At 37.1% G+C, this 21,490-nt stretch carries 18 protein-coding genes; 5 read left to right on the top strand and 13 right to left on the bottom strand.

Features of this window, described 5'->3' with window-relative positions:
- Positions 1-154 precede the first annotated feature (154 nt).
- Both ABDJ41_RS01530 and ABDJ41_RS01525 read right to left on the bottom strand, forming a co-directional pair.
- Positions 155-2,455 (bottom strand): TonB-dependent receptor, encoded by a 2,301-nt coding sequence (locus tag ABDJ41_RS01530; protein ID WP_349783970.1) that lies wholly within the window; start codon positions 2,453-2,455, stop codon positions 155-157.
- 99 nt (positions 2,456-2,554) lie between these two features.
- A complete protein-coding gene (locus ABDJ41_RS01525) occupies positions 2,555-2,899 on the bottom strand; it encodes a hypothetical protein (protein WP_349783969.1) in 345 nt (114 codons plus the stop codon).
- Between the two features lie 293 nt (positions 2,900-3,192).
- Between ABDJ41_RS01525 and ABDJ41_RS01520 the strand changes: the two genes are divergently transcribed.
- A complete protein-coding gene (locus ABDJ41_RS01520) occupies positions 3,193-3,663 on the top strand; it encodes a nuclear transport factor 2 family protein (protein WP_349783968.1) in 471 nt (156 codons plus the stop codon).
- Here ABDJ41_RS01520 and hisS read toward each other — a convergent pair.
- The 3 genes from hisS to pdhA all read right to left on the bottom strand — a co-directional run bounded on the left by hisS (position 3,660) and on the right by pdhA (position 7,804).
- Positions 3,660-5,048 (bottom strand): histidine--tRNA ligase, encoded by a 1,389-nt coding sequence (gene hisS, locus ABDJ41_RS01515; RefSeq protein ID WP_349783967.1) that lies wholly within the window; start codon positions 5,046-5,048, stop codon positions 3,660-3,662. The genes ABDJ41_RS01520 and hisS overlap by 4 nt on opposite strands.
- A gap of 85 nt (positions 5,049-5,133) precedes the next feature.
- Positions 5,134-6,777: a dihydrolipoyl dehydrogenase family protein gene (locus ABDJ41_RS01510; RefSeq protein WP_349783966.1), complete on the bottom strand. Its 1,644-nt coding sequence runs from the start codon at positions 6,775-6,777 to the stop codon at positions 5,134-5,136.
- A gap of 31 nt (positions 6,778-6,808) precedes the next feature.
- The gene (gene pdhA, locus ABDJ41_RS01505) at positions 6,809-7,804 is read right to left on the bottom strand and encodes a pyruvate dehydrogenase (acetyl-transferring) E1 component subunit alpha (RefSeq protein ID WP_349783965.1); all 996 of its coding nucleotides are present in this window, start codon (positions 7,802-7,804) and stop codon (positions 6,809-6,811) included.
- A 396-nt stretch (positions 7,805-8,200) separates the two neighbouring features.
- Here pdhA and ABDJ41_RS01500 point away from each other — a divergent pair, with 396 nt between their 5' ends.
- The 3 genes from ABDJ41_RS01500 to ABDJ41_RS01490 all read left to right on the top strand — a co-directional run bounded on the left by ABDJ41_RS01500 (position 8,201) and on the right by ABDJ41_RS01490 (position 10,925).
- Positions 8,201-8,755, top strand: a complete 555-nt coding sequence (locus ABDJ41_RS01500) for a C40 family peptidase (RefSeq protein ID WP_349783964.1) — start codon at positions 8,201-8,203, stop codon at positions 8,753-8,755.
- A gap of 74 nt (positions 8,756-8,829) precedes the next feature.
- Positions 8,830-9,939: a CapA family protein gene (locus ABDJ41_RS01495; RefSeq protein ID WP_349783963.1), complete on the top strand. Its 1,110-nt coding sequence runs from the start codon at positions 8,830-8,832 to the stop codon at positions 9,937-9,939.
- 50 nt (positions 9,940-9,989) lie between these two features.
- Positions 9,990-10,925: an SPFH domain-containing protein gene (locus ABDJ41_RS01490; protein WP_349783962.1), complete on the top strand. Its 936-nt coding sequence runs from the start codon at positions 9,990-9,992 to the stop codon at positions 10,923-10,925.
- Positions 10,926-11,001: 76 nt separating this feature from the next.
- Here ABDJ41_RS01490 and ABDJ41_RS01485 read toward each other — a convergent pair whose 3' ends face one another.
- The 7 genes from ABDJ41_RS01485 to fumC all read right to left on the bottom strand — a co-directional run bounded on the left by ABDJ41_RS01485 (position 11,002) and on the right by fumC (position 17,962).
- Positions 11,002-13,176, bottom strand: a complete 2,175-nt coding sequence (locus ABDJ41_RS01485) for a carboxy terminal-processing peptidase (RefSeq protein ID WP_349783961.1) — start codon at positions 13,174-13,176, stop codon at positions 11,002-11,004.
- A 159-nt stretch (positions 13,177-13,335) separates the two neighbouring features.
- A complete protein-coding gene (locus ABDJ41_RS01480; protein WP_349783960.1) occupies positions 13,336-14,010 on the bottom strand; it encodes a tetratricopeptide repeat protein in 675 nt (224 codons plus the stop codon).
- 60 nt (positions 14,011-14,070) lie between these two features.
- Positions 14,071-14,640 carry a DUF1543 domain-containing protein gene (locus ABDJ41_RS01475; RefSeq protein WP_349783959.1) on the bottom strand — a complete coding sequence of 190 codons (570 nt, stop codon included), beginning with the start codon at positions 14,638-14,640 and terminating at the stop codon, positions 14,071-14,073.
- A gap of 9 nt (positions 14,641-14,649) precedes the next feature.
- Positions 14,650-15,087, bottom strand: a complete 438-nt coding sequence (locus tag ABDJ41_RS01470; RefSeq protein WP_349783958.1) for a low molecular weight protein-tyrosine-phosphatase — start codon at positions 15,085-15,087, stop codon at positions 14,650-14,652.
- 89 nt (positions 15,088-15,176) lie between these two features.
- Complete coding sequence (locus ABDJ41_RS01465) at positions 15,177-15,989, bottom strand: S1/P1 nuclease (RefSeq protein WP_349783957.1); 813 nt, start codon at positions 15,987-15,989, stop codon at positions 15,177-15,179.
- Between the two features lie 55 nt (positions 15,990-16,044).
- A complete protein-coding gene (locus ABDJ41_RS01460; RefSeq protein WP_349783956.1) occupies positions 16,045-16,500 on the bottom strand; it encodes a fumarate hydratase in 456 nt (151 codons plus the stop codon).
- 64 nt (positions 16,501-16,564) lie between these two features.
- Positions 16,565-17,962: a class II fumarate hydratase gene (gene fumC / locus ABDJ41_RS01455; RefSeq protein WP_349783955.1), complete on the bottom strand. Its 1,398-nt coding sequence runs from the start codon at positions 17,960-17,962 to the stop codon at positions 16,565-16,567.
- Between the two features lie 177 nt (positions 17,963-18,139).
- Here fumC and ABDJ41_RS01450 point away from each other — a divergent pair, with 177 nt between their 5' ends.
- Entirely contained in the window at positions 18,140-19,381 is a 1,242-nt protein-coding gene (locus tag ABDJ41_RS01450; protein WP_349783954.1) for a serine hydrolase domain-containing protein, read from the top strand.
- Here the strand turns inward: ABDJ41_RS01450 and recG are convergent, their stop codons facing one another.
- The gene (recG, locus tag ABDJ41_RS01445) at positions 19,382-21,487 is read right to left on the bottom strand and encodes an ATP-dependent DNA helicase RecG (protein WP_349783953.1); all 2,106 of its coding nucleotides are present in this window, start codon (positions 21,485-21,487) and stop codon (positions 19,382-19,384) included.
- Between the last annotated feature and the right edge of the window lie 3 nt (positions 21,488-21,490).

Below are 21,490 nucleotides of genomic sequence, written 5' to 3'. Positions count from 1 at the left end.
AAAGGGATGTAAACCGTTTAGAAAAGACATACATATAAGAGGGTGATAACAGGGTGACAACTATATAAATGACCCTGTTTGCACCCTGTTCAGATATAGTGTGATTCAATCGCTATTCAATACCTGAACAAGGACTAATTCTAGGATAAAGATCCTATAAAAATGGAACAGCAATACCAAAAGTAATATTGCGCCCTGGATTATAAATCCCCACTGGCTTATATCTGCTTAGATGATTGTAGTATACTTTATTTAATAGATTTTGACCCGTTATCCAAATGTTAAATGATCCTTTCTTAGTTGCAATACTTGTTCCAATACCAGCATCTAACAGCGTATAACCATTTGTTTGTGTTTCAAAATTATCAAATCTAGCCTGTTTAAAGGTATTGGTTATACCAACTTTAATGTAGCTATCTTCCAATCCTTTAATACTTGGCTCGAAACGTACCTCATTATTGATACTTGCTGCAGGAATAAAAGGTAAGGGCTTGTCTGTAGCACGATTAATTCCTTTAGTGTAAGAGAATGAATTTTCGAAATGCAGAGATTTTATCAAGTGAAAATCTACTGATGCCTCGCCACCTAGCAGGTCAGCATTGGTTTGAACATATCTATAAATGGGCAGTACATCAATACTCCCATCCTCATTTTCAAAAGGTTTTGTCTCGTCATTAAAATTACCTGCGTAAATATAATTAAAGATACGATTGGCATAAGCATTTAGGCCGAAACTTACATTTTCGCCTGTGTATTCTAAACCAAGATCAACCTGCATACTGGTTTCCTGCTTTAAATTACTATTCCCAATTTCATAACGGAAGGTTCCTTCATGCCTACCATTAGATGCTAACTCCGCAATATTCGGGGCTCTGAAACCAGAACCAACATTTCCCTTTATCACCAGTTCTTTTGCAATTTCAAAAGCAAAACCCATCGATCCTGAAAGGTTAGAAAACTTATTGTTAAAACTTGTAAAAATCTCTTCTCCCTCAAAGTTTAAAGCTTCACCATTCATCTTCTTATAGTCGTAACGCAAACCTGCATTAATAGCTCCTTTATTAAAACTACGTTTCAGATAAGCAAAAGCACCAATATTATTACTTGTATAATCAGGTATCAAGAATTCATCTCCCCTATTAGTATTGTTCTGATACATGCCCTGAACACCAACTGCCGGTTGCCACGGGCCTAAACTTGGGAAGTTATATTTTACATCATACGTATAGGATTTAAGGTTTAAATCTAAACCCGGTTCTTGCAGACTTTCTTCAAACTCTTTCCTTATGTTACTTTGATAAGCAAATACTGTTTTCAATTGTCCTTGCCCTAAAATGAAATTACTATTTAATGCAGTGCGATAGTGCGTAATATCCTGATATGGAAGGTCAAGCTTCCTCTTCCTGGCTTCAGACTGCGTAATCACATGACCATCCTCATTCAGGTAATCTCCATTTTGATCTGGCCCATCCTCTACCAAACCTACATTGGTATGAAAACGCGAGAAGGTAAGATGGGAGTAGCCCCAACTTTTATTTAAACCTAGCATGCCATTAAAATTAAGCTCATTAAATCCGGAATTTGGCACTGTAGTATCCTTGTAACCAAATCCATATGCATTCTTATAAGATACACGGCCACGATACACAAATCCATCATCGTTACCTTGCAACATCAAGGAAGAAGCAGTAAGGCCATTATTAGTACTATATGTGGAATTAAAGGTTCCATTATGTGCTCCTGGAGCAGGAACAAGATCGTCGATTACATTAATTACCCCACCAAGAGCATCGGATCCATAAAGTAAACTTGCAGGCCCCTTTAATATTTCTACCCTCGCAGCTGCAAATTGATCTACTTCTATACCGTGCTCATCACCCCATTGCTGGGATTCTTCTCTTGCACCATCAACCATAGTTAAGACCCTATTGTAACCTAATCCCCTAATAATAGGCTTAGAAATTGCTCCTCCGGTACTTACTTGTGATACCCCAGGGACTTTTGAAATGGCCTCAACCAAATTTGAACCTCCTGATTGTAATAAATTCGTTTTACCTATAGTAACAACTGATAAGCTGTTCGTTTTATTTTTTGAGCTAAATGGCGATCCAGTAATTACCACTTCTGCACTCTCAATTATAGAGGGATACAAGGAAATGGTCAGGCTAGTTTGTCCAGACAAATCAATCGCCTCGGAATGGGTTTTATAGCCAACAAAACGTACTTCTAGTAGGAATTTCCCCTTTGAAGGAATATTTTTCAGAATAAATTCACCTTGATTATTGGTCGTAGTATAAGCTTTTAAATCTGTAATGTAAATGGTTGCTCCACTTAGTGGATTATGTGTAGATGCATCGATGACTTTTCCACGTACCTCAGCAAGACTTGATGCTGAACTCATAAATGGAAAAAACAGAAACAATGCTATGTATAATAAAAGATGTGGTCTTTTCATTTGAAAAAAATTGTTTAAATGACATGACCGGCCCATAGATGTATATGGAACCGCCCTAATGATAATTAAGAATTAACAGGTAACACCCTGATATGAGATTTAAACAACAGGAGGACCGCGAAGCGCAAGATTGATTAGTCTTGTATATGAATTACTTACTTCGCCATAAAACTTTTGCACCGGCCTACTAATCAGATAAATCCGAAAATAGGATTTTGAAGTAGTATAATTTTTTTCGAAATGGGCTTCGCAGATTAAACAGTGATCTGTTTGTGTAGTAACATGGAGTTTATGTCCACAGTTCTTACTATTTAAGGAACAAGTATGTTCGTGAGTATGATGATCGTGATGATGAAATCCTCCAAAAGGAGTCAGTGCAATGGCAAATACCCATAGCAATAAAACCGAAATGATACGATGTATATATAATCTCCTTTTCTCCAATTCACTACAAAACTAATTAATTCTGTAAAAGTAGATTGATTTGATTTACAAGATTGCCTTTAAATGACTGCCGGTGGGGGAAAAATTTAGATTTTTTTAAAAAAAAGAGGAGCAACCGCCACAATTGCTCCCCTTATTTACCTAAAACTAAAAACTAATATTATGACAGTAAAAATGGCAAAAGGTTTCATCTCTAAAACCTTTTTTTGTCATTTGTAAATAATATTTTACAAACAAAAGATTAACGCCTTAATTGCTTCCTATTTAGTAGATTTAATAAAAAGGCCAAGATTATGAATAGCAACGAACAACTGATTCATCATTTCTACACCAGCTTTAAAAATAAAAATGTAAAGGCCATGCAAGACCTCTATGCTGAAAATGCTAGTTTTAACGACCCCATATTTACAAATTTAAATTCCCAAGAGGTAAAGTCTATGTGGGCAATGTTAATAAAGAATGGGAAAGATATGCGCCTTGAGTTTAAGGATATTAAAGGAGATCAAAATGGTGCGACAGCAGTTTGGGACGCATGGTATACTTTTTCTGCTACAGGCAAAAAAGTGCATAACCATATAAATGCATCATTCTTGATTGAAAATGGAAAAATAGTAAAACACAGAGATCACTTCAGTTTCTACCAATGGGCAAGTCAAGCCCTTGGCCTGACAGGGATATTACTGGGATGGACTAGCTTCCTTAGAAACAAAATCAGCACCACAGCGAAAAAAAATCTGCAAAGATATATGGATAAAGCTGGTTAATCGACTTTTAAAATTGCCACAATTTCATCGACTGATAACTTTTGTTGTTCCCCGCTATGCATATTCTTTAAAGTAAGCTGCCCAGTTTGCATTTCATCACTTCCAATTAATATTACATATGGGATATGCTTGTCATCTGCATAGCTCATTTGCTTTTTAAGCTTCGCTGATGACGGATATAACTCGGCAGCAATATTTGACACGCGTAACTGCTGTAAGATCGGCAGCGCGTATAATTCAGCCTCCTTATCAAAATTACTGATCAGCACCTTAGTTCCCGTAGCGACAGATTCAGGGAAAAGATTTAATTCCTGCAATACATCATAAATTCTATCAGCTCCAAAGGAAACACCTACACCAGTTAATCCTTTTAAACCAAACATACCAGTAAGGTCGTCATATCTACCACCGCCACCAATACTTCCCATAGTAGCTTCATTTGTTTTAACCTCAAAAATACAACCAGTATAATAGTTTAAACCACGAGCAAGGGTAATATCCAATTCTACATCTGGATTCAATGATTGATCTGCTTTCATCAGTTCTTTTACATATTCAAATACTGCTTCAATTTCTGATATACCTGTTAATCCAGTAACTGAAGTAGCCAGTACCATTTTTAAACTTGCTAACTTTTGTTCATTAGAACCTTCTAATAAAATAACTGGTTTTAACTTATCGATATCCTCAGCAGTAAAACCACGTTCCATCAATTCCTTGGTTACCCCATCCAAACCAATTTTATCAAGTTTATCAATGGCTACTGTCATGTCGATAATCAGTTCCGGTTTACCAATCACTTCAGCTATACCCGATAATATCTTACGGTTATTGATTTTAATGGTGAAATCTTTTAAACCCAGGTTACTTAAAGCCTCCTGATAAATTAAGATAAACTCAGCCTCGTTAAGTAAACTATCAGAACCTACTACATCCACATCACACTGATAAAACTCTCTGTAACGCCCCTTTTGAGGTCTATCGGCACGCCAAACCGGCTGCACCTGGAAACGTTTAAATGGAAGAGTAATATCATTCTGATGCATCACTACATAACGCGCAAAAGGTACAGTCAAATCATACCTTAAAGCTTTCTCACTAATGGAGGAAATCATGGCATTTGAATTAGCTTGGGCCAATAGATCTGGCTTTACCTTAGATAAGTAATCTCCACTATTCAGAATTTTAAATATCAATTTATCTCCTTCATCCCCATACTTCCCTGTTAGTGTGGAAAGGTTTTCCATTGACGGGGTCTGTATTTCGGCATAACCATATTTACGGAAAACCGTTTTAACAGTATCAAAAATAAAGTTACGTTTTACCATCTCCTGAGGGGAGAAATCTCTGGTTCCTTTTGCTAAAGAAGGTTTGATATTTGACATAAGCGCAAAAGTACAAAACTAAGACGCATAAAAAAAGGTTGTCTGCTTTACACAGACAACCTTTTATATATTTAATGTATTTTGATTAAACCAACAATCTAATTGGCTCTTCAAGTAATCCTTTTAAAGTTTGCAGGAAAGCAGCACCCGTAGCGCCATCAACCACACGGTGATCACAGCCCAGGCTTAACTTCATCACATTACCCGGAACAACAGCTCCGTTTTTAACAACTGGTATTTGTTGTATTGCACCTACTGATAAAATTGCACCATCAGGAGAGTTAATAATTGATGTAAACTCATCAATTCCAAACATACCTAAGTTAGAAACAGTGAAAGTAGAACCTTCCCAATCTGAAGGTTGTAACTTTTTAGCTTTTGCTTTTTGTCCGTATTCTTTAACTTCTGCAGAGATATGAGATAGTGATTTACCATCCGCAAAACGAACCACAGGAACCAATAAGCCATCTTCTACAGCCATTGCTACACCTATGTTTGTGTGCTCATTGAAGCGGATTTTATCACCTAACCATGAAGAGTTAACCGCTGGATGTTGTTTTAATGCAACTGCAACAGCTTTAATAATGATATCGTTGAATGAAACTTTAACTGGTGATACTGAATTGATAGCTGTACGTGCAGTCATTGCATTGTCCATATCAATACTAATATTTAAGTAGAAATGTGGAGCAGTAAACAAGCTTTCCGCTAAACGCTTGGCAATCACCTTACGCATTTGCGATACTGGTTTCTCAGTAAACCTTTCTTCACCTACGTATTGAGGAATAACAGGTGCAGCGCTTTGGGCCGGAGCGGCAGCAGCTGGAGCAGTAGCAGCGGCAGGTTTAAAGTTCTCGATATCTTTTTTAATGATACGACCACCATCTGCGCTACCAGCAACCTGTGCAAGGTCAATTCCTTTATCCTTCGCAATTCTTTTTGCTAATGGAGATGCTTTTACGCGATCGCCACTACCAGATGAAACAGGAGCCTCTTCATTAGCTACAGCAGCTTTTTCAACTATTGGAGCATCAGCACTCTTATCTGCAGCAGGTTTAGCCGGAGCATCACCTTGAGCAAGAATGCCACTTATATCTGTTCCTTCAGGGCCAACAATAGCGATAATGCCATTTACTTTAGCAGCCTGACCTTTTTCTACACCTATATGTAATAAAGTACCAGCAGCATAACCCATCACTTCCATAGTAGCCTTATCGGTTTCTACATCAGCCAGGATATCATCATCTTTAACTTTATCACCAACTTTCTTATGCCATTCAGCAATTACGCCTTCAGTCATGGTATCACTTAGCAAAGGCATACGTACTACTGTAACGCCCATTTTCTCAAGATCTGCTTCAGATAAAGCAGCACCAGCAGTTTCAGTTTTGCTTTCCGCAGGTTTCTCTACTGATTCAGCAACTTTTTCTTCTGTAACCGGAGCTGTTGCAGCACCTTCTTCAGCAGCTAAAGCAGCTTTATAATCTTCACCATCCTTACCTACAACAGCAATAATAGCATCAACAGGAACAGCTTTACCTTCTTCTACACCAATGTATAAAACGGTACCATCCCAATATGATTCTAAATCCATGGTCGCCTTATCGGTCTCCACTTCAGCCATTACATCGCCACTCTTAACTTTATCGCCAACTTTCTTATGCCATTTAGCCATCACACCTTCAGTCATGGTGTCGCTCATTTTGGGCATTCTAACTATTTCAGCCATTCTATAATATCTATTGAAATGCGTTCTTTAATTAATCTTTTACGTATGGATAATCCTGTTGCACATACACATCATTATATAATTCTGATGCATCAGGGAATGGAGATTCTTCAGCAAATTTCACCGCTTGATCAACAATATCCTTTACTTTAGCTTCAATTTCTTCAATCCAGGCCTGATCTGCATATTTCTCTTTCAGAACAACTTCTCTTACTGCCTCAATTGGATCCTGAGCTTTATATTCTTCTAACTCGTCTTTTGTACGATATTTAGCAGGGTCAGACATTGAATGTCCACGATATCTGTATGTTCTCATTTCAAGGAAAGTCGGACCTTCACCTGATCTTGCACGTTGAATAGCTTCGTCCATAGCATTGTGAACAGCAACCGGATCCATACCATCAACAGGAGCACATGGCATATCAAACCCTAAACCTATTTTGTAAATATCAGTCATGTTTGTAGTACGCTCTACAGAAGTTCCCATTGCGTAAAAGTTGTTCTCACAAACAAAAACTACAGGAAGCTTCCAAAGCATAGCCATATTAAATGCTTCATTTAAAGCACCCTGACGAACTGCTCCATCACCCATGTAACAAATATTTACTTTATCGGTACCTTTATATTTTTCAGCAAATGCAATACCAGCTCCCAATGGAATTTGTCCGCCAACAATACCATGTCCACCATAAAAATGGTGTTCCTTACTAAATATGTGCATTGAACCACCTTTTCCTTTCGAACAACCAGTTACCTTGCCATACATCTCTGCCATGATGCTGTCTGCACTTACACCCAAAGCCAGTGCATGAGCATGATCACGATAAGTAGTAATCATAGAGTCTCCTTGCTGCATTGCAGAAATAGCTCCTGCTACCACCGCTTCCTGACCGATATATAAATGACAAAATCCACGAATTTTTTGTTGTCCGTAAAGTTGACCGGTTTTCTCTTCGAACTTGCGCATCAGCAACATCGACTCAAACCACTTCAGATAGGTATCTTTATTTATTTCTACTGCACTCATTTTTTGGGTGTTGATTTTTTTACGAGAGCAAATCTACTTTTTTATTGCAATATATAGAAGTAATTGATGTAAAATGAACACTATGGTTACATTATTTAACAAGCATAATATAACCTCTAACAAGGTCAATATTAGCACATATTGTCAAGTTAACAAATTAAAAGCAAACGGATCATCTAGAATGCAATCATATGTTGCAGATAAAACCCCGCGAACAGAAAGTTATATGGCACCACATTTTAATCGCTAATTGTTAAAATGTTAATAACTTTCAATATAAATGTTTACACATTTGGATAACATTTGTAAAATGTATATGTTTGCCATCCAAACAATAAGCCCGTAGTGGTGTACGTTTAAGTGTAAGTGTTCAATACCCAAACTTAACAGTATAACATGATTAAAAAGTTTTTGTTTTCTACTTTAATTGGTCTGTGCAGCCTTACGGCACTCAATGCGCAGACAAAGACAAAAGAATCCAACAAATTAGCAGACCCTGATAATTTAGCTTCACAATACTTTTCTCAAGTTATGGGTGTTGCCGTAGATGCAACATCGAATGTAAAGTTGTATAAATTTATTTACGAATGGATTGGCACTCCTTACAGGTTTGGTGGAAATACTCAGAAAGGGATTGACTGTTCTGCTTTCACAAAAGCAATTTATGATAAAGTTTTCAACACTACCATATTACGTAATTCACGTGATATTTTTAGTATGGTTGATCCTTTACCTAAAGATGAGCTAAAAGAAGGTGACCTTGTATTCTTTAAAATAAAAAGCAGAAGCATTACGCATATCGGTATTTATCTTGGAGATAATCGTTTTGCTCACGCATCATCAAGCCGAGGTGTAGTAATCAGCAACTTAAATGAACCTTATTACTCAAGATATTTTTATAAAGGCGGCCGTATTTTAGACGGGGTTAAAGATGACCTGATCCAGGAATAGCTTCTTAACATTTAACCTTTAATAGTACCGGTCCTTCTAAGCTTTAGAAGGACTTTTTTTATCTCTACCGTAAAATGAAATCACCAATTACAACCCTTTTAATTGCCACAAGCCTCTTTATACAGCTTAGCTGTACCAATAATGCAGGCAGTGTACCAGTAAGAATCACACAAGAAGTACCAACCGATACATCCAAATTTAAAATACCGGATACCCTTTCAATTACAGCAGTTGGTGATATCATGATTGGATCTGCCTATCCTCAAAAAACTAACCTACCTCCTGATGATGGAGTGAACAGTTTTAAAAAGGTTGAATCATTTTTAAAAGGTGATATTGTATTTGGGAACCTTGAAGGTTGCTTTCTAAATAATGGGAAATCGACTAAATGTAAAGACCCCAACAGCAATAGCTGCTTTGCTTTCCGAATGCCTGAACGTTATGCTGGCATCATCAAGAGTGCAGGCTTTAATGTTTTGAGCATAGCAAATAATCATGTTGGTGATTTTGGCCTTGCCGGAAGAAACAAAACGGTAGCTATCCTGGATTCTTTAAATATTGTATATGCCGGACTACAGTCACATCCTTTTAATATTTTTGAAAAGGACAGTGTGAAATACGCTTTCTGTGCTTTTGCACCAAATGAAAACACCGTTTCTATTAATAAAGTAGATAGTGCAAAACAATTAGTAATGCGTTTAAAGGCTCAGGCTGATATTGTGATTGTTTCTTTTCATGGCGGTGCAGAGGGTGCAAAACATGAACATGTCCCAAAAAGAAAGGAAATCTTTTATGGAGAGAACCGCGGCGACGTGCATGCTTTTGCACATGCTGTAATTGATGCCGGAGCGGATGTCGTATTGGGTCATGGCCCACATGTAACAAGAGCTGTTGAAGTTTATAAAAACAAGTTTATTGCATATAGCCTTGGCAACTTTAATACTTATGGTATGTTTAGCCTGAAAGGCCCGAATGGGATTGCTCCTTTGTTACAACTTAAAATAAATAGTAAAGGAGATTTTCTGTTTGCCGACATTATTTCTGTAAAACAGGATAAGATTAACCGTTTGCAATTGGATCCTGAAAACGCTGCATTCCATAAAATTAAATTATTAACGAATACAGATTTCCCCGGACATCGTTTGGATTTCTCTGAAGCAAATCGAATCAAAGTAAAAGATTAAGAATTGTTTGTATCTTAAAGGACATATATTTTAAACCATAAACACATATCATGTATACAACTTACATAATTCTCTTTATTCTGCTGGTAATTTTATTGAGCTCATTTGTGACTGTTAAACAGGGAACAATTGCAGTAATTACCATTTTTGGTAAGTACAGAAGATTGTTAAGACCAGGCTTAAGCTTAAAGATACCACTTATAGAAATGATTCATTCCCGTATCTCTATACAAAACAGATCTGTGGAATTATCTTTTCAGGCAGTTACACAAGATCAGGCAAATGTATATTTTAAAGCGATGTTGCTTTATTCTGTAATCAACCATGACGAGGAAACCATTAAAAACGTAGCGTTTAAGTTTGTTGATTCAAACAACTTAATGCAAGCCCTCATCCGTACCATTGAAGGTTCAATCAGAGCTTATGTAGCCACCCAAAAGCAAGCGAATGTATTAGCACAACGCAATGAGATTGTGGAGCATGTAAAACACCAGATTGACCAGGTATTAGAGTCATGGGGTTACCACTTACAGGATCTGCAATTAAATGACATTACATTCGATGAAGAAATTATGAGGTCAATGAGCCGTGTTGTAGCTTCTAATAACTTAAAAGCGGCTGCAGAGAATGAAGGTCAGGCTTTATTAATCACTAAAACTAAAGGTGCAGAAGCTGATGGTAATGCTATTAAAATTGCGGCGGCAGCAGAACGTGAAGCAGCACAACTCCGGGGTCAGGGTATCGCTTTATTTAGAGCTGAAGTTGCTCATGGTATGACTAAAGCGGCTCAGGAAATGGAAGCTGCTGACCTGGACGTCTCTGTAATTCTATTTACGATGTGGACAGAATCTATCAAACAATTTGCTGAGAATAGCGAGGGCAATGTGATCTTCCTCGATGGTTCCACTGAAGGCATGAACAGAACCATGAAAGAAATGATGGCTATGCAGATGCAAAAAACTACAGACAACAAAAAACAGCAATAAGACGTTCAATAATTGCGACACAAAAAAAGGGGCGAAATCATTTACGATTAAGCCCTTTTTTTTATGTCTAACTATATTAAAATTCTGCCTTGGTCTTTACAACTACGTTCCCTTTAGTTTTTGTAAGATTCATCAGGTCTGCAATAATCTTCAGACTCTCATCTTGTATAAAATCGTAGTTTTCTTCCTTCTTAACTTTATCACCTTTCTTAATTGGAGCAAGTCCTCTGGAGGCTCTTAAAGTATTTATTTTAGCAAGATTCTTCGCTTCAACACTATCTCTTTCAGCTTTCAGCTTAACTTCATTTAAAGAAATTGAATTATCATCTCCACTTTTCTTAGCCTCAGCAAGGTCTTCTTGTAACATTTTATAATCCAAAGATTTATCCATTCTTTCATTATGCAATCTTACCAGATCTGCTTTAATTGGAGTAAGATTGGCAACTGGAGTAAAATTAGATTTTCTCACCTCATCCCAAGGTAAAGCCGAAGGCTCTGTGTCTTCACCTATTTTATCCATTGGATACAACGAAGGGAACTCAACATCAGGCATTACGCCTTTATGCTGCGTACTACTTCCTGTTACACGATAGAACTTAGCCATTGTCAGATTGATCTGTCCTAATTTAACTCCATTGTCCGTTTTAAGTGTTACACCTGCCTTGTTAACCAATGCAGCTAATCTTTGAAGAATAGATGGGTTAACCAACCTGTTCATGTCAATAGAAGACTGTACTGTTCCTTTACCATAAGTCTGTGTGCCCATAATAATTCCCCTTCCATAATCCTGAATTGCACCTGCAAAGATTTCAGAAGCAGATGCACTTAATCTATCTACCATTACGCCTAAAGGGCCACTCCATACTACTCCAGCATTATTATCTTCACTAACCTCTACATCTCCTTTAAGATCTTTTACTTGTACCACAGGTCCCTTGTCTATAAAGAGGCCGGTAAGATCGATGGCTTCAACTAAAGACCCACCGCCATTTGCACGAAGATCCATAACAATTGCGTCTACCTTATCTTTATTTTTAAGAGTATCTATCAACAATCTGACATCCCGGGTTGTACTCTTATAGTTAGGATCGCCGGCATTAGCCGCTTTAAAGTCAGCATAAAATGCGGGAACTGTTATTATGCCAATTTTATATGGCTTACCATCAGATAAAACTGTCTGAACTTTCTTTTTGGCCGATTGTTCTTCCATTACAATCTTCTCTCGGGTCAGCTCAACAATTACAGGTTTAGAAGACATCTCTTTTCCAGCTGGGATAATTTTCAAACGGACTTTAGTCCCTTTTGGCCCCTTAATTTTAGAGACTGAATTGTCAATTCTCCAACCAATGATATCTTCAAAATCAGCACTACCTTGTGCTACAGCAATAATTCTATCTCCAGCACTTAAAAGCTTACTTTTAAAAGCAGGCCCTCCAGGGATTACTTCTGCAATCTTTAATATTTCATTTTCCAGTTGAAGTTTAGCTCCAATTCCTTCAAAAGATCTGGCCATATCTTCATTAAAAGCCTGCGCATTACTTGGATTAAAATAGTTAGTATGCGGATCTATAGTCTCTGTAAAGGCATCCATAACAGTTTGAAAAACATCCTGACTATTTAGTTTTGAAGTCTGAGTTTGAAGAGCTCCATAACGCTTCGTCAACGTTTCAATGTTTTTGGCATCTGCTGTTCCAGCAATCTTAAGATTTACAAGGTCATATTTAACTCTTTTTTTCCAAAGGTTGTCCAACTCAGTTTTAGATTTAGCCCAAGGCATTTTCTCCCTATCAAAAACATAAGTGTCGTTAGCATTATAATTCTGCTTTGCCTTGATCTCTGTAGAAGCAAAACTTAAGAACTCATTATATCTTTTTAAATATACATTGAATATATAAAATGGGGCGTTTAGGTCTCCGATACGAAAATCATCATCCAAAGTAAATCTGAATTTTTCAAACTCCTTAATATCAGAAGCAAGGAAATAATTCTTATAAGGATCCAGTTCTTTGATATATTTATCTAATACCAAAGAAGAGATCGAGTCATTAACCTTAATCTTTTTATAATTATAATTCTCAATTAGCGCTACAATTTCTTTACATACGAGTGCCTGCTTTTCATCAGGGACAATATTACTTATACCCAGTACCATTGGCTGTGGTTTTGGGGAAGCATGGCAAGCAAGAACGGCGGCAGTAAAGGTTACCAGTAATATCTTTTTCAACATCTCTTTAACTATTTTAAAATCCATTTTTATATATAGCACTAATATGGTACCAATTTCAGAAATAAACAGAAAAGAGACAGTAATAATACTGTCTCTTTTCTGTAAACATACTAAAAGTTTTAATTTACTATAGTGTCAGTTATATTAAAAACTGTTTTAATATTCAATTTATTGTATTGAATATTATTTTTTAGCCATTGCTTTGGCAGGAATCTGAGCCCTGGCTTCTCTGATCTGATTTTTAAAGCGGCTTAGATTTGAAGATTTCGCTAACAACTCCGCCCTATTTATGTCTTTGATAGCTAATGTATATTCTTTTTTCTTTGTTTTTACTTGTGCTAATCCCAATATAGAATCGATATAGGCATTATTATCGCCAATCTGCTTAGCTAATATACCTTGTTGCGTATAAAACCATAACGATTGGGTTAGCTTGTCAGATGCAAAATATATTTTACCAAGCTGTGCATACGATTCCATTTGCCCTATTTTACTACCTATTTTTGAATAGTTTTTTAAGGCTACATTTAATGTTACCTGTTCTGCTTCCGAATAATGAGATAGTAAATAATGGACATTTGCCAGACGTAATAAGGCAGAACCATATTGAGTGAACCTTTTTGAACTATTGTACTCAAATGCTGCCTTTCCAAATAAGGTAATTGCATCATTCAAATCACCCCTTCGTTCATTTTTCTCCGCATCAGCAAAATAAACATCCCCTTCATTTATATTAGACGTAACAATATTTACCGCTCCATTATATGGAGGGGTTTCCTGGGACAAAAAAGGCCCGGTCTGACCTTTAGCCAGATTAAAAAAAAACAGGCTAATTACTAATAAGCAGATTTTGTTCATCCCCACAAAGATATAACAAATTTAGTCAAACGGCTGTATACTAAATAAAACGAAGAAAAATCAGACCTTACTTAAAGGCAAATAGCCAAGATGCAACACATCTTCATGGCCATTACTCAAAAAATCTATATGTATGCGAAATTTACTTTTAACTGTAGCGGGAAGTACATCTGCAATATCGAACAGGTCGTCGACATCAACACCATACTTATCATCAATATGAGAAACTGCACCCTCAAAACCTGTATGTTTATAAAAAGCAGTTTCCTTAGCCTTTTTACTCGCTTCACCTAAAGTATCGGCTACAACAAGCATTTTATAATGGAGCTCATCAAACTCGCCCTTCTTATAGCCTCCAAGGTTTATAAAGAACAATTTATTAGAATCAGCCTCTGAAGTTTGTTCAGAAGGCAGGATATTGAGACTGTATCCATCCACCATTGTAACCTCCCTCCAGGCATCAATATGTATTTTTCCTTTTGCCTCTGGCCAGAAAGCCGCAATATCATCTTTCAGCTCTACAATAGATCTACCTATTGCAAAAAACACATCATGTTGCTCGATATGCCTACCCGGAGGCTTACAACCAAGCAACATCATAAATAACTTAAATGGTGCTGTCTGCTCCATCTTCAACGATCATTTAAAATCCTCTATCAATTGTTTACACCTTTCTTCAATTTTCAAAAAAACCGGTTCAAACAAGCGGTCGTCGAAGTAAGGATCTGTAACTTCCATTTCATCTGATAAAAACAATCGTACTTTATTGCGTTGCTCATTATCAGCAGCCATACTTAATACATCCTTAAGGTTATTTTTATCCATTACCAGGATATGATCATAGAGTTCAAACATTGTTGTATTAAAGTGCCTCGCCCTTTGTTTTGAAATGTCATACCCAAAGTTCCTGGCTACCGCAATGCTCCTATGATCAGCAGGTTTATTTATATGCCAATCCCCGGTGCCGGCAGATGCAATCTCCCAGTTTAACTTTTCATCATTTACAAGATGCCTCATAATACCTTCGGCCAGTGGCGAGCGACAAATATTACCAAGACAAACCATTAGTATTTTCATCTGTATATAATTTGTTTTTCATTTGTGATGAAGCTATCAGATTTATTCACCCCAAGTGTGTTTTGAAAAATCATGATGGTTTCATTTTTTTATTTATAAATATCGTTAAGAATATTTGCCAAACAAATTCCACCTTTTAATAGTTGCTCATTTAATAGGTCTACAAAATCAAAATTGTATTTATAACTTAACCTCTCATCAGGTTTAATATTTGCATAGATACGATTACTAGCCTGGTAAGATCCATATACAAAATCTTTTAATGAACTACTTTTCCAGGTATTCAACTGGCTATCCGTTGGAAAGTTTATGGCATTGGCATATTCTGTATAACTTAACTGTTGATATGCAATCAGCGATTCATCCCAGACCCTATGCAGGTTAGACTTTTCTCCAAACCAAAGTACAGAAGCTCTATTTCCACCCAGATCTTCTTTCCTACCAGTATGCATCGGTTGATTTAAGTCTCCTACCAAATGAATAAGCAAACGCATAGCCAGTTTTTTCTGATCAGGCGTACTTTGTTTATTCTTTAAGATGGAAATCATCTCGGGAATCTTATTGTAAACATTGGCTTCTTTTTCAGTATCCAGTAAATCAAATATACCTTGTTTATCTAAACCCGCAGGTAGATTTACAAAATGCCAGCTATATAGATAATCGTATGCCGGATCGGATTTTATAAAATCGCCCCAGTTGCTTGCCATCGCCAGACTCTCGTTACCAAGTACTAACTTCACACCCTTTGCTGCTTTTCCAGTCAGGTGCTTTTCTGCAATTTGTCCGACTATACGATGCCCAAGCATCCCCCATGCACTGGCATTTAGGGGTAGATATAAAGCAATTGTTAAAGTAAGTACAACTTTATAACTCCTTTTAATTATTTTTCTCTTTACTTCCATTGACTATATAATATTTATAAAAACAGGCTGTACCACTCAATGACACAGCCTATTTTTATAACGCCTTAGGTTCACAAATTATATGTTCTTTTAGAACCAGATGGCACTCCCGCTGGTTTCCTAAACTTTCCAGATTCAATTGATCTGCTGATGAAGATTTGATATAAAAAATCTTTTCATATCTACCTATCTGGTAACAACCTGACACTTTCTGCTTATAATTTTTCTTAGTATAAGTACCTGATAAAAATAAGCTGTCACCCTTAACTTTATACACTCCTTTTGCATACTCTTTCCAGATTCCATTATTAAAACAGGAATCAGTATAATAGTTTACTTTAGAATGCGTGGTAAGATCAACGTAAAATGAATCGCAGGTAAACTTAAATTTATGTTGCGTATAGTTTAACAAGTTAACAGCATTTGCTATACTGTCCTGATTCCATACCCCTTGTAAAAAAGCCTCTCCCTTTCCTTGTACATTCGGTAATCTTCTACATGACGCTGACACAAATAAAAAAAGAAGCAAATAAACCATCAATCTCAACATAACCATACAGTGCTCTATTCAGCTATTACTTTAAACTGCCAACCATATCTTCAGGACGAACCCACTGGTCAAATTGTTCACCAGTTAGTAACCCTAGTTCTATAGCTGCATTTCTTAAAGTCTTATTTTCTTTATGTGCTTTCTTTGCGATTTTCGCTGCATTCTCATAACCAACATGTGGATTAAGTGCCGTAACCAGCATTAATGAGTTTTCAAGATGCTTTTTAATTTCAGGAAGATTTGGTAAAATCCCTGTAGCACAATGATCATTAAATGATACACAAGCATCTCCAATTAGACGACCAGATTGCAAAACATTCGCTGCCATTACCGGTTTAAAGACATTCAGTTCAAAATGACCTGTCGCACCACCTATGCTCACAGCAACATCATTTCCAATTACCTGAGCACATACCATAGTCAACGCCTCTGGTTGCGTAGGATTAACCTTTCCTGGCATAATAGATGAACCAGGCTCATTGTCTGGAATGATAATCTCACCAATACCAGAACGAGGTCCAGAGCTTAACATCCTTACATCATTAGCCACTTTCATTAATGAAACAGCTATACGTTTGTAAGCACCAGAAAGTTCCACCATTGCATCATGTGCAGCTAAAGCCTCGAACTTATTCGGTGCAGTTACAAAAGGCAAACCTGTTAATTCAGCTATTGTTTTAGCTACCAACACATCATAACCTTTAGGTGTGTTTAAACCTGTTCCTACAGCAGTGCCACCTAAGGCCAACTCACTAATCATAACTAAAGCATTTTTTATCGCCCTTATGCCATTAGCTACCTGTTGTGCATAACCAGAAAATTCCTGCCCAAGCGTTAATGGTGTCGCATCCATAAAGTGGGTACGCCCGGTCTTAACGATATCAGCAAACTCTTCAGATTTTGCGACAAGCGTTTTATATAGTTTTTCCAAACCTGGAAGCGTAACTTCTACAGCTTGTTTATATGCTGCAATGTGCATTGCAGTTGGATATGTATCATTTGAAGATTGAGACTTATTCACATCATCATTAGGGTGCAAGACTTTCTTCTCATCACTTAATGCGCCTCCATTTAAAACATGAGCACGATAAGCAATAACTTCGTTTGCATTCATGTTGCTTTGTGTACCAGAACCAGTCTGCCAGATTACTAAAGGAAACTGATCATCCAGACTTCCGGCTATGACCTCATCACAAGCCTTTGCAATTAAGGCGGCCTTATCTTGTGTTAGTACACCAAGTTCAGCATTGGTCAATGCAGCAGCTTTTTTTAAGTATCCAAATGCATGAATGATCTCTTTAGGCATTGAAGCCTCAGGACCAATTTTAAAATTATTTCTTGAACGTTCAGTTTGAGCACCCCAATATTTATCTGCAGGCACCTGAACTTCACCCATCGTATCGTGTTCGGTTCTAAAATTCATTTTGTTCTAAATTTAATCTGTACAAACTTAATATTTTTATACTTTTTAATGATGTCTTTATTGTCAGATGTTGAATACAAGTCAGAGAAAATAGAAAAACTAACAATGTTTAAAACTCTTTTACGTTTTAAGGGGTAAATTTCCTTATTTTTCGGCTTTTAACCTGTATTATATTTCATGAAGTTTCGTCAGCTAACTATAGCCTTATCACTAACCATTTTATCCCTCTCGTTACTCTCATCTTGTTCAAGTACTGAAGAAAAAGCAAAAAAAGCTGAAGCCGATAAAAAGGTAAGAGTTCCCGAAGACGATAAAGCCGACAGCCTATATCTGGCTTACAATCCTGCAAAAGGTGACAAATGGATTGCAGGATTTGTACAGAACCTACATAAAAAATATGGTTTCAATGGAAATATGCTAGTTGCCAAAAACGGTAAAATCATATATGAAAAAGCTGTAGGGTGGGCAAACTACCTACTTCGGGATAGCCTGAAGATAAATTCTGAATTTGAACTGGCATCAATTACTAAAACTTTTACAGGTGTTGCCATTATGCAATTAGTAGAAGCAGGAAAATTAAACCTGACCGATGATGTAAAGAAGTTCTATCCTGATTTCCCTTATGATGGAATCACTGTAGAATTGTTGTTATCTCACCGCAGTGGAATGATGAATTATGTTTATTTTATTGACGATATCTGGCGCAAGGAAAAACGGGATATGAAAAAAGGAGTTTCTAATCAGGAAGCAATGCAGGTGATTATTGATAGAAAACCCAATCCTTATACAAAGCCTAATAATCGTTTCCACTACAACAATTCTAATTTCATGGTGCTTGGTGCAATCATTGAAAAGGTTACAGGTCAGCGTTATTCACAATACTTAGCTGAACATGTATTTAAACCTGCTGGAATGAAAAATACACATGTTTATTCTAAATCAGAATATGAAAAAATCCCTGTTGATGTAATTGGTCATGATAGAACCTGGCGCTATTCTGTAGCACAGAATTTTTTAGACGGCCCGGTGGGTGATAAAGGCATTTACAGCACATTACATGATCTGGTATTGTACGACAAATATTTAAGGAACGGCAGGCTTCTGACTGAAAAAAGTCTTGACTCAGCTTACAAAGGTCGAAACAAGCCAGTAAAAGGGCATTTCAATTATGGGTATGGATGGCGCATATTTGATGGCGACAAAGGTAAAAAGGTCGTATATCATACCGGTTGGTGGCATGGATTCAGACACATTTACGTGCGAGATCTTGAAAAGAATATTGTAATCATATTCCTGGGTAATTTAACCAATGGAAGTTTAATGCAACTGGACGATTTGTACAAACATCTGGGAGTGCCTGTTATCCGTAAAGGGGCCTACTCAGGAGCTGGCTCTTTACCTGGTAGCGATGAAGATTAATTAAGAAATCTTATCGAAAGCAATGCCACTCCGTCTTTTAGACAGGTAGGTTTTCAACACACTATTTTCCGGCAGTTCCAGATGTGGATCTGCCGAGATAATATCAATTACTGTATTTCGGGCTTCTTGTAAAATCCGCTGATCGGTTGCAAGGTCAGCTATTTTTAAATCTAATACTCCACTTTGTTGTGTTCCTGAAATATCACCAGGTCCACGTAACTTAAGGTCTATTTCTGAAATCTCGAAACCATTATTCGTTTTAACCATCGTTTCCAATCGTAATCTTCCATCTGCACTCAATTTATTACCTGACATCAAAATACAAAACGACTGCTCCGCTCCACGCCCAACTCTTCCTCTTAGCTGGTGCAATTGCGAAAGCCCAAAACGTTCTGCATTTTCGATAATCATAACAGAAGCATTAGGAACATTCACACCAACCTCAATTACCGTAGTTGCTACCATGATCTGGCTCTTACCATCAATAAACTGCTGCATCTCATATTGCTTGTCTGCATTGCTCATCTTCCCATGAACAATACTAATCTGGTAATCTGGCCTTGGAAATTGATAGCCCATCTGCTCAATTCCAGCTTCCAAATGCAAAAGATCCAACTTTTCGCTCTCCTTGATTAAAGGATAAACCACATAAACCTGTCGGCCTTTAGCAATCTCCTGCTTCATAAAGCCAAACATTCTTAACCGTTGCCCTTCAAATAAGTGTTTTGTTTCAATCGGTTTCCTACCTGCAGGAAGCTCATCAATAACCGACACATCTAAATCACCATATAAAGTCATAGCTAATGTTCGCGGTATTGGAGTTGCCGTCATCACCAGTATATGTGGGGGTACTGTATTCTTTCTCCACAGTTTGGCCCTTTGTTCCACACCAAAACGATGCTGTTCATCAATCACAACCAGACCGAGGTTTTTAAAGACTACCTTATCTTCAATCAGTGCATGAGTTCCAACCAGAATATCTATTTCTCCTGCTTCCAGTTCAGCATGTAAAACAGTCCGTTGTTTTTTTGTTGTACTGCCTGTAAGAATTGATACTTTAGCCAGACGACCTTTTAATAGCGAACTAATGGATTCATAGTGCTGCCGGGCTAATATCTCTGTGGGAGCCATCATACAAGCCTGATAGCCATTATCACTAGCTAACAACATACTCATTAATGCTACCACGGTTTTACCACTTCCTACATCGCCCTGCACCAATCTGTTCATTTGGATTCCACGCTGAGTATCAACTCTGATCTCTTTGATTACCCGTTTCTGTGCACCTGTTAGTTCAAAAGGAAGCACTTCATTATAAAAGGTATTTACATGCTCTCCAACAATAGGAAACAGATGCCCCTTAAACTTTAACTCTCTAAGTTGCTTATTATGCAGCATCTGCAGTTGAATAAAAAACAGCTCTTCAAATTTTAGTCTGTTCTCTGCTTTCTTTAAGGCGACTACATCTTTCGGGAAATGAATATTTAAAACCGCCTCCCTTCTTGAAATCATTTGGTACTTTTCAAGAATATAAGGAGGGATTGTTTCACGAATTTCAGAAAGATGCTGTTCGATTAATAAAGTCTGCAACTTCTGAATCCCCTTACTATCCAGGAAAAACTTCTTTAATTTTTCAGTAGAATTATAGACAGGTTGTAACCTAAGATTCCCAGTCATTGTTGATGGTCTTGGGTATGTTTCCAACTCAGGATGAGAAATACTAAAACTCCCATTGAAAACTGCAGGTTTACCAAATACGATATAAACCTTCCCTTTCATTACGTGTTCATCAACCCATTTCAAACTCTGAAACCAAACCAATTCAATTGAGCCTGTTTCATCAGTTAATCTTGCAACGATTCTTTTTTTATGCTTTTCTCCAATTTGCTCCTTATTGGTAATTCTTCCTAAAATCTGTACATAAGGTAGATCAGAGCTTAGCTCATTAATTTTATAGAACCGCGTTCGGTCAATATAACGAAATGGAAAATGATTTAGGAGTTGATTATATGTAAAGATACCCAGTTCTTTTTGCAAGAGTTCTGCACGCTTAGGGCCTACGCCCTTTAGAAATTCAATAGTAGTATCTAAGGTAGAAGCAAACAAATC

Source organism: Pedobacter sp. ASV1-7 (assembly GCF_040203335.1).
Classification (GTDB): Bacteria; Bacteroidota; Bacteroidia; order Sphingobacteriales; family Sphingobacteriaceae; genus Pedobacter.
This window is presented reverse-complemented; position numbering and strand designations above follow the sequence as displayed.

Excerpts from the sequence above, each read along its gene's own strand:
- ABDJ41_RS01485 (WP_349783961.1), bottom strand. The coding sequence starts at position 13,176 with ATGGATTTTAAAATAGTTAAAGAGATGTTGAAAAAGATATTACTGGTA.
- ABDJ41_RS01530 (WP_349783970.1), bottom strand. The coding sequence starts at position 2,455 with ATGAAAAGACCACATCTTTTATTATACATAGCATTGTTTCTGTTTTTT.
- ABDJ41_RS01470 (WP_349783958.1), bottom strand. The coding sequence starts at position 15,087 with ATGAAAATACTAATGGTTTGTCTTGGTAATATTTGTCGCTCGCCACTG.
- ABDJ41_RS01450 (WP_349783954.1), top strand. The coding sequence starts at position 18,140 with ATGAAGTTTCGTCAGCTAACTATAGCCTTATCACTAACCATTTTATCC.
- ABDJ41_RS01490 (WP_349783962.1), top strand. The coding sequence starts at position 9,990 with ATGTATACAACTTACATAATTCTCTTTATTCTGCTGGTAATTTTATTG.
- ABDJ41_RS01465 (WP_349783957.1), bottom strand. The coding sequence starts at position 15,989 with ATGGAAGTAAAGAGAAAAATAATTAAAAGGAGTTATAAAGTTGTACTT.
- ABDJ41_RS01475 (WP_349783959.1), bottom strand. The coding sequence starts at position 14,640 with ATGGAGCAGACAGCACCATTTAAGTTATTTATGATGTTGCTTGGTTGT.
- ABDJ41_RS01480 (WP_349783960.1), bottom strand. The coding sequence starts at position 14,010 with ATGAACAAAATCTGCTTATTAGTAATTAGCCTGTTTTTTTTTAATCTG.
- ABDJ41_RS01520 (WP_349783968.1), top strand. The coding sequence starts at position 3,193 with ATGAATAGCAACGAACAACTGATTCATCATTTCTACACCAGCTTTAAA.
- ABDJ41_RS01500 (WP_349783964.1), top strand. The coding sequence starts at position 8,201 with ATGATTAAAAAGTTTTTGTTTTCTACTTTAATTGGTCTGTGCAGCCTT.
- fumC (WP_349783955.1), bottom strand. The coding sequence starts at position 17,962 with ATGAATTTTAGAACCGAACACGATACGATGGGTGAAGTTCAGGTGCCT.
- ABDJ41_RS01495 (WP_349783963.1), top strand. The coding sequence starts at position 8,830 with ATGAAATCACCAATTACAACCCTTTTAATTGCCACAAGCCTCTTTATA.
- pdhA (WP_349783965.1), bottom strand. The coding sequence starts at position 7,804 with ATGAGTGCAGTAGAAATAAATAAAGATACCTATCTGAAGTGGTTTGAG.
- hisS (WP_349783967.1), bottom strand. The coding sequence starts at position 5,048 with ATGTCAAATATCAAACCTTCTTTAGCAAAAGGAACCAGAGATTTCTCC.
- ABDJ41_RS01510 (WP_349783966.1), bottom strand. The coding sequence starts at position 6,777 with ATGGCTGAAATAGTTAGAATGCCCAAAATGAGCGACACCATGACTGAA.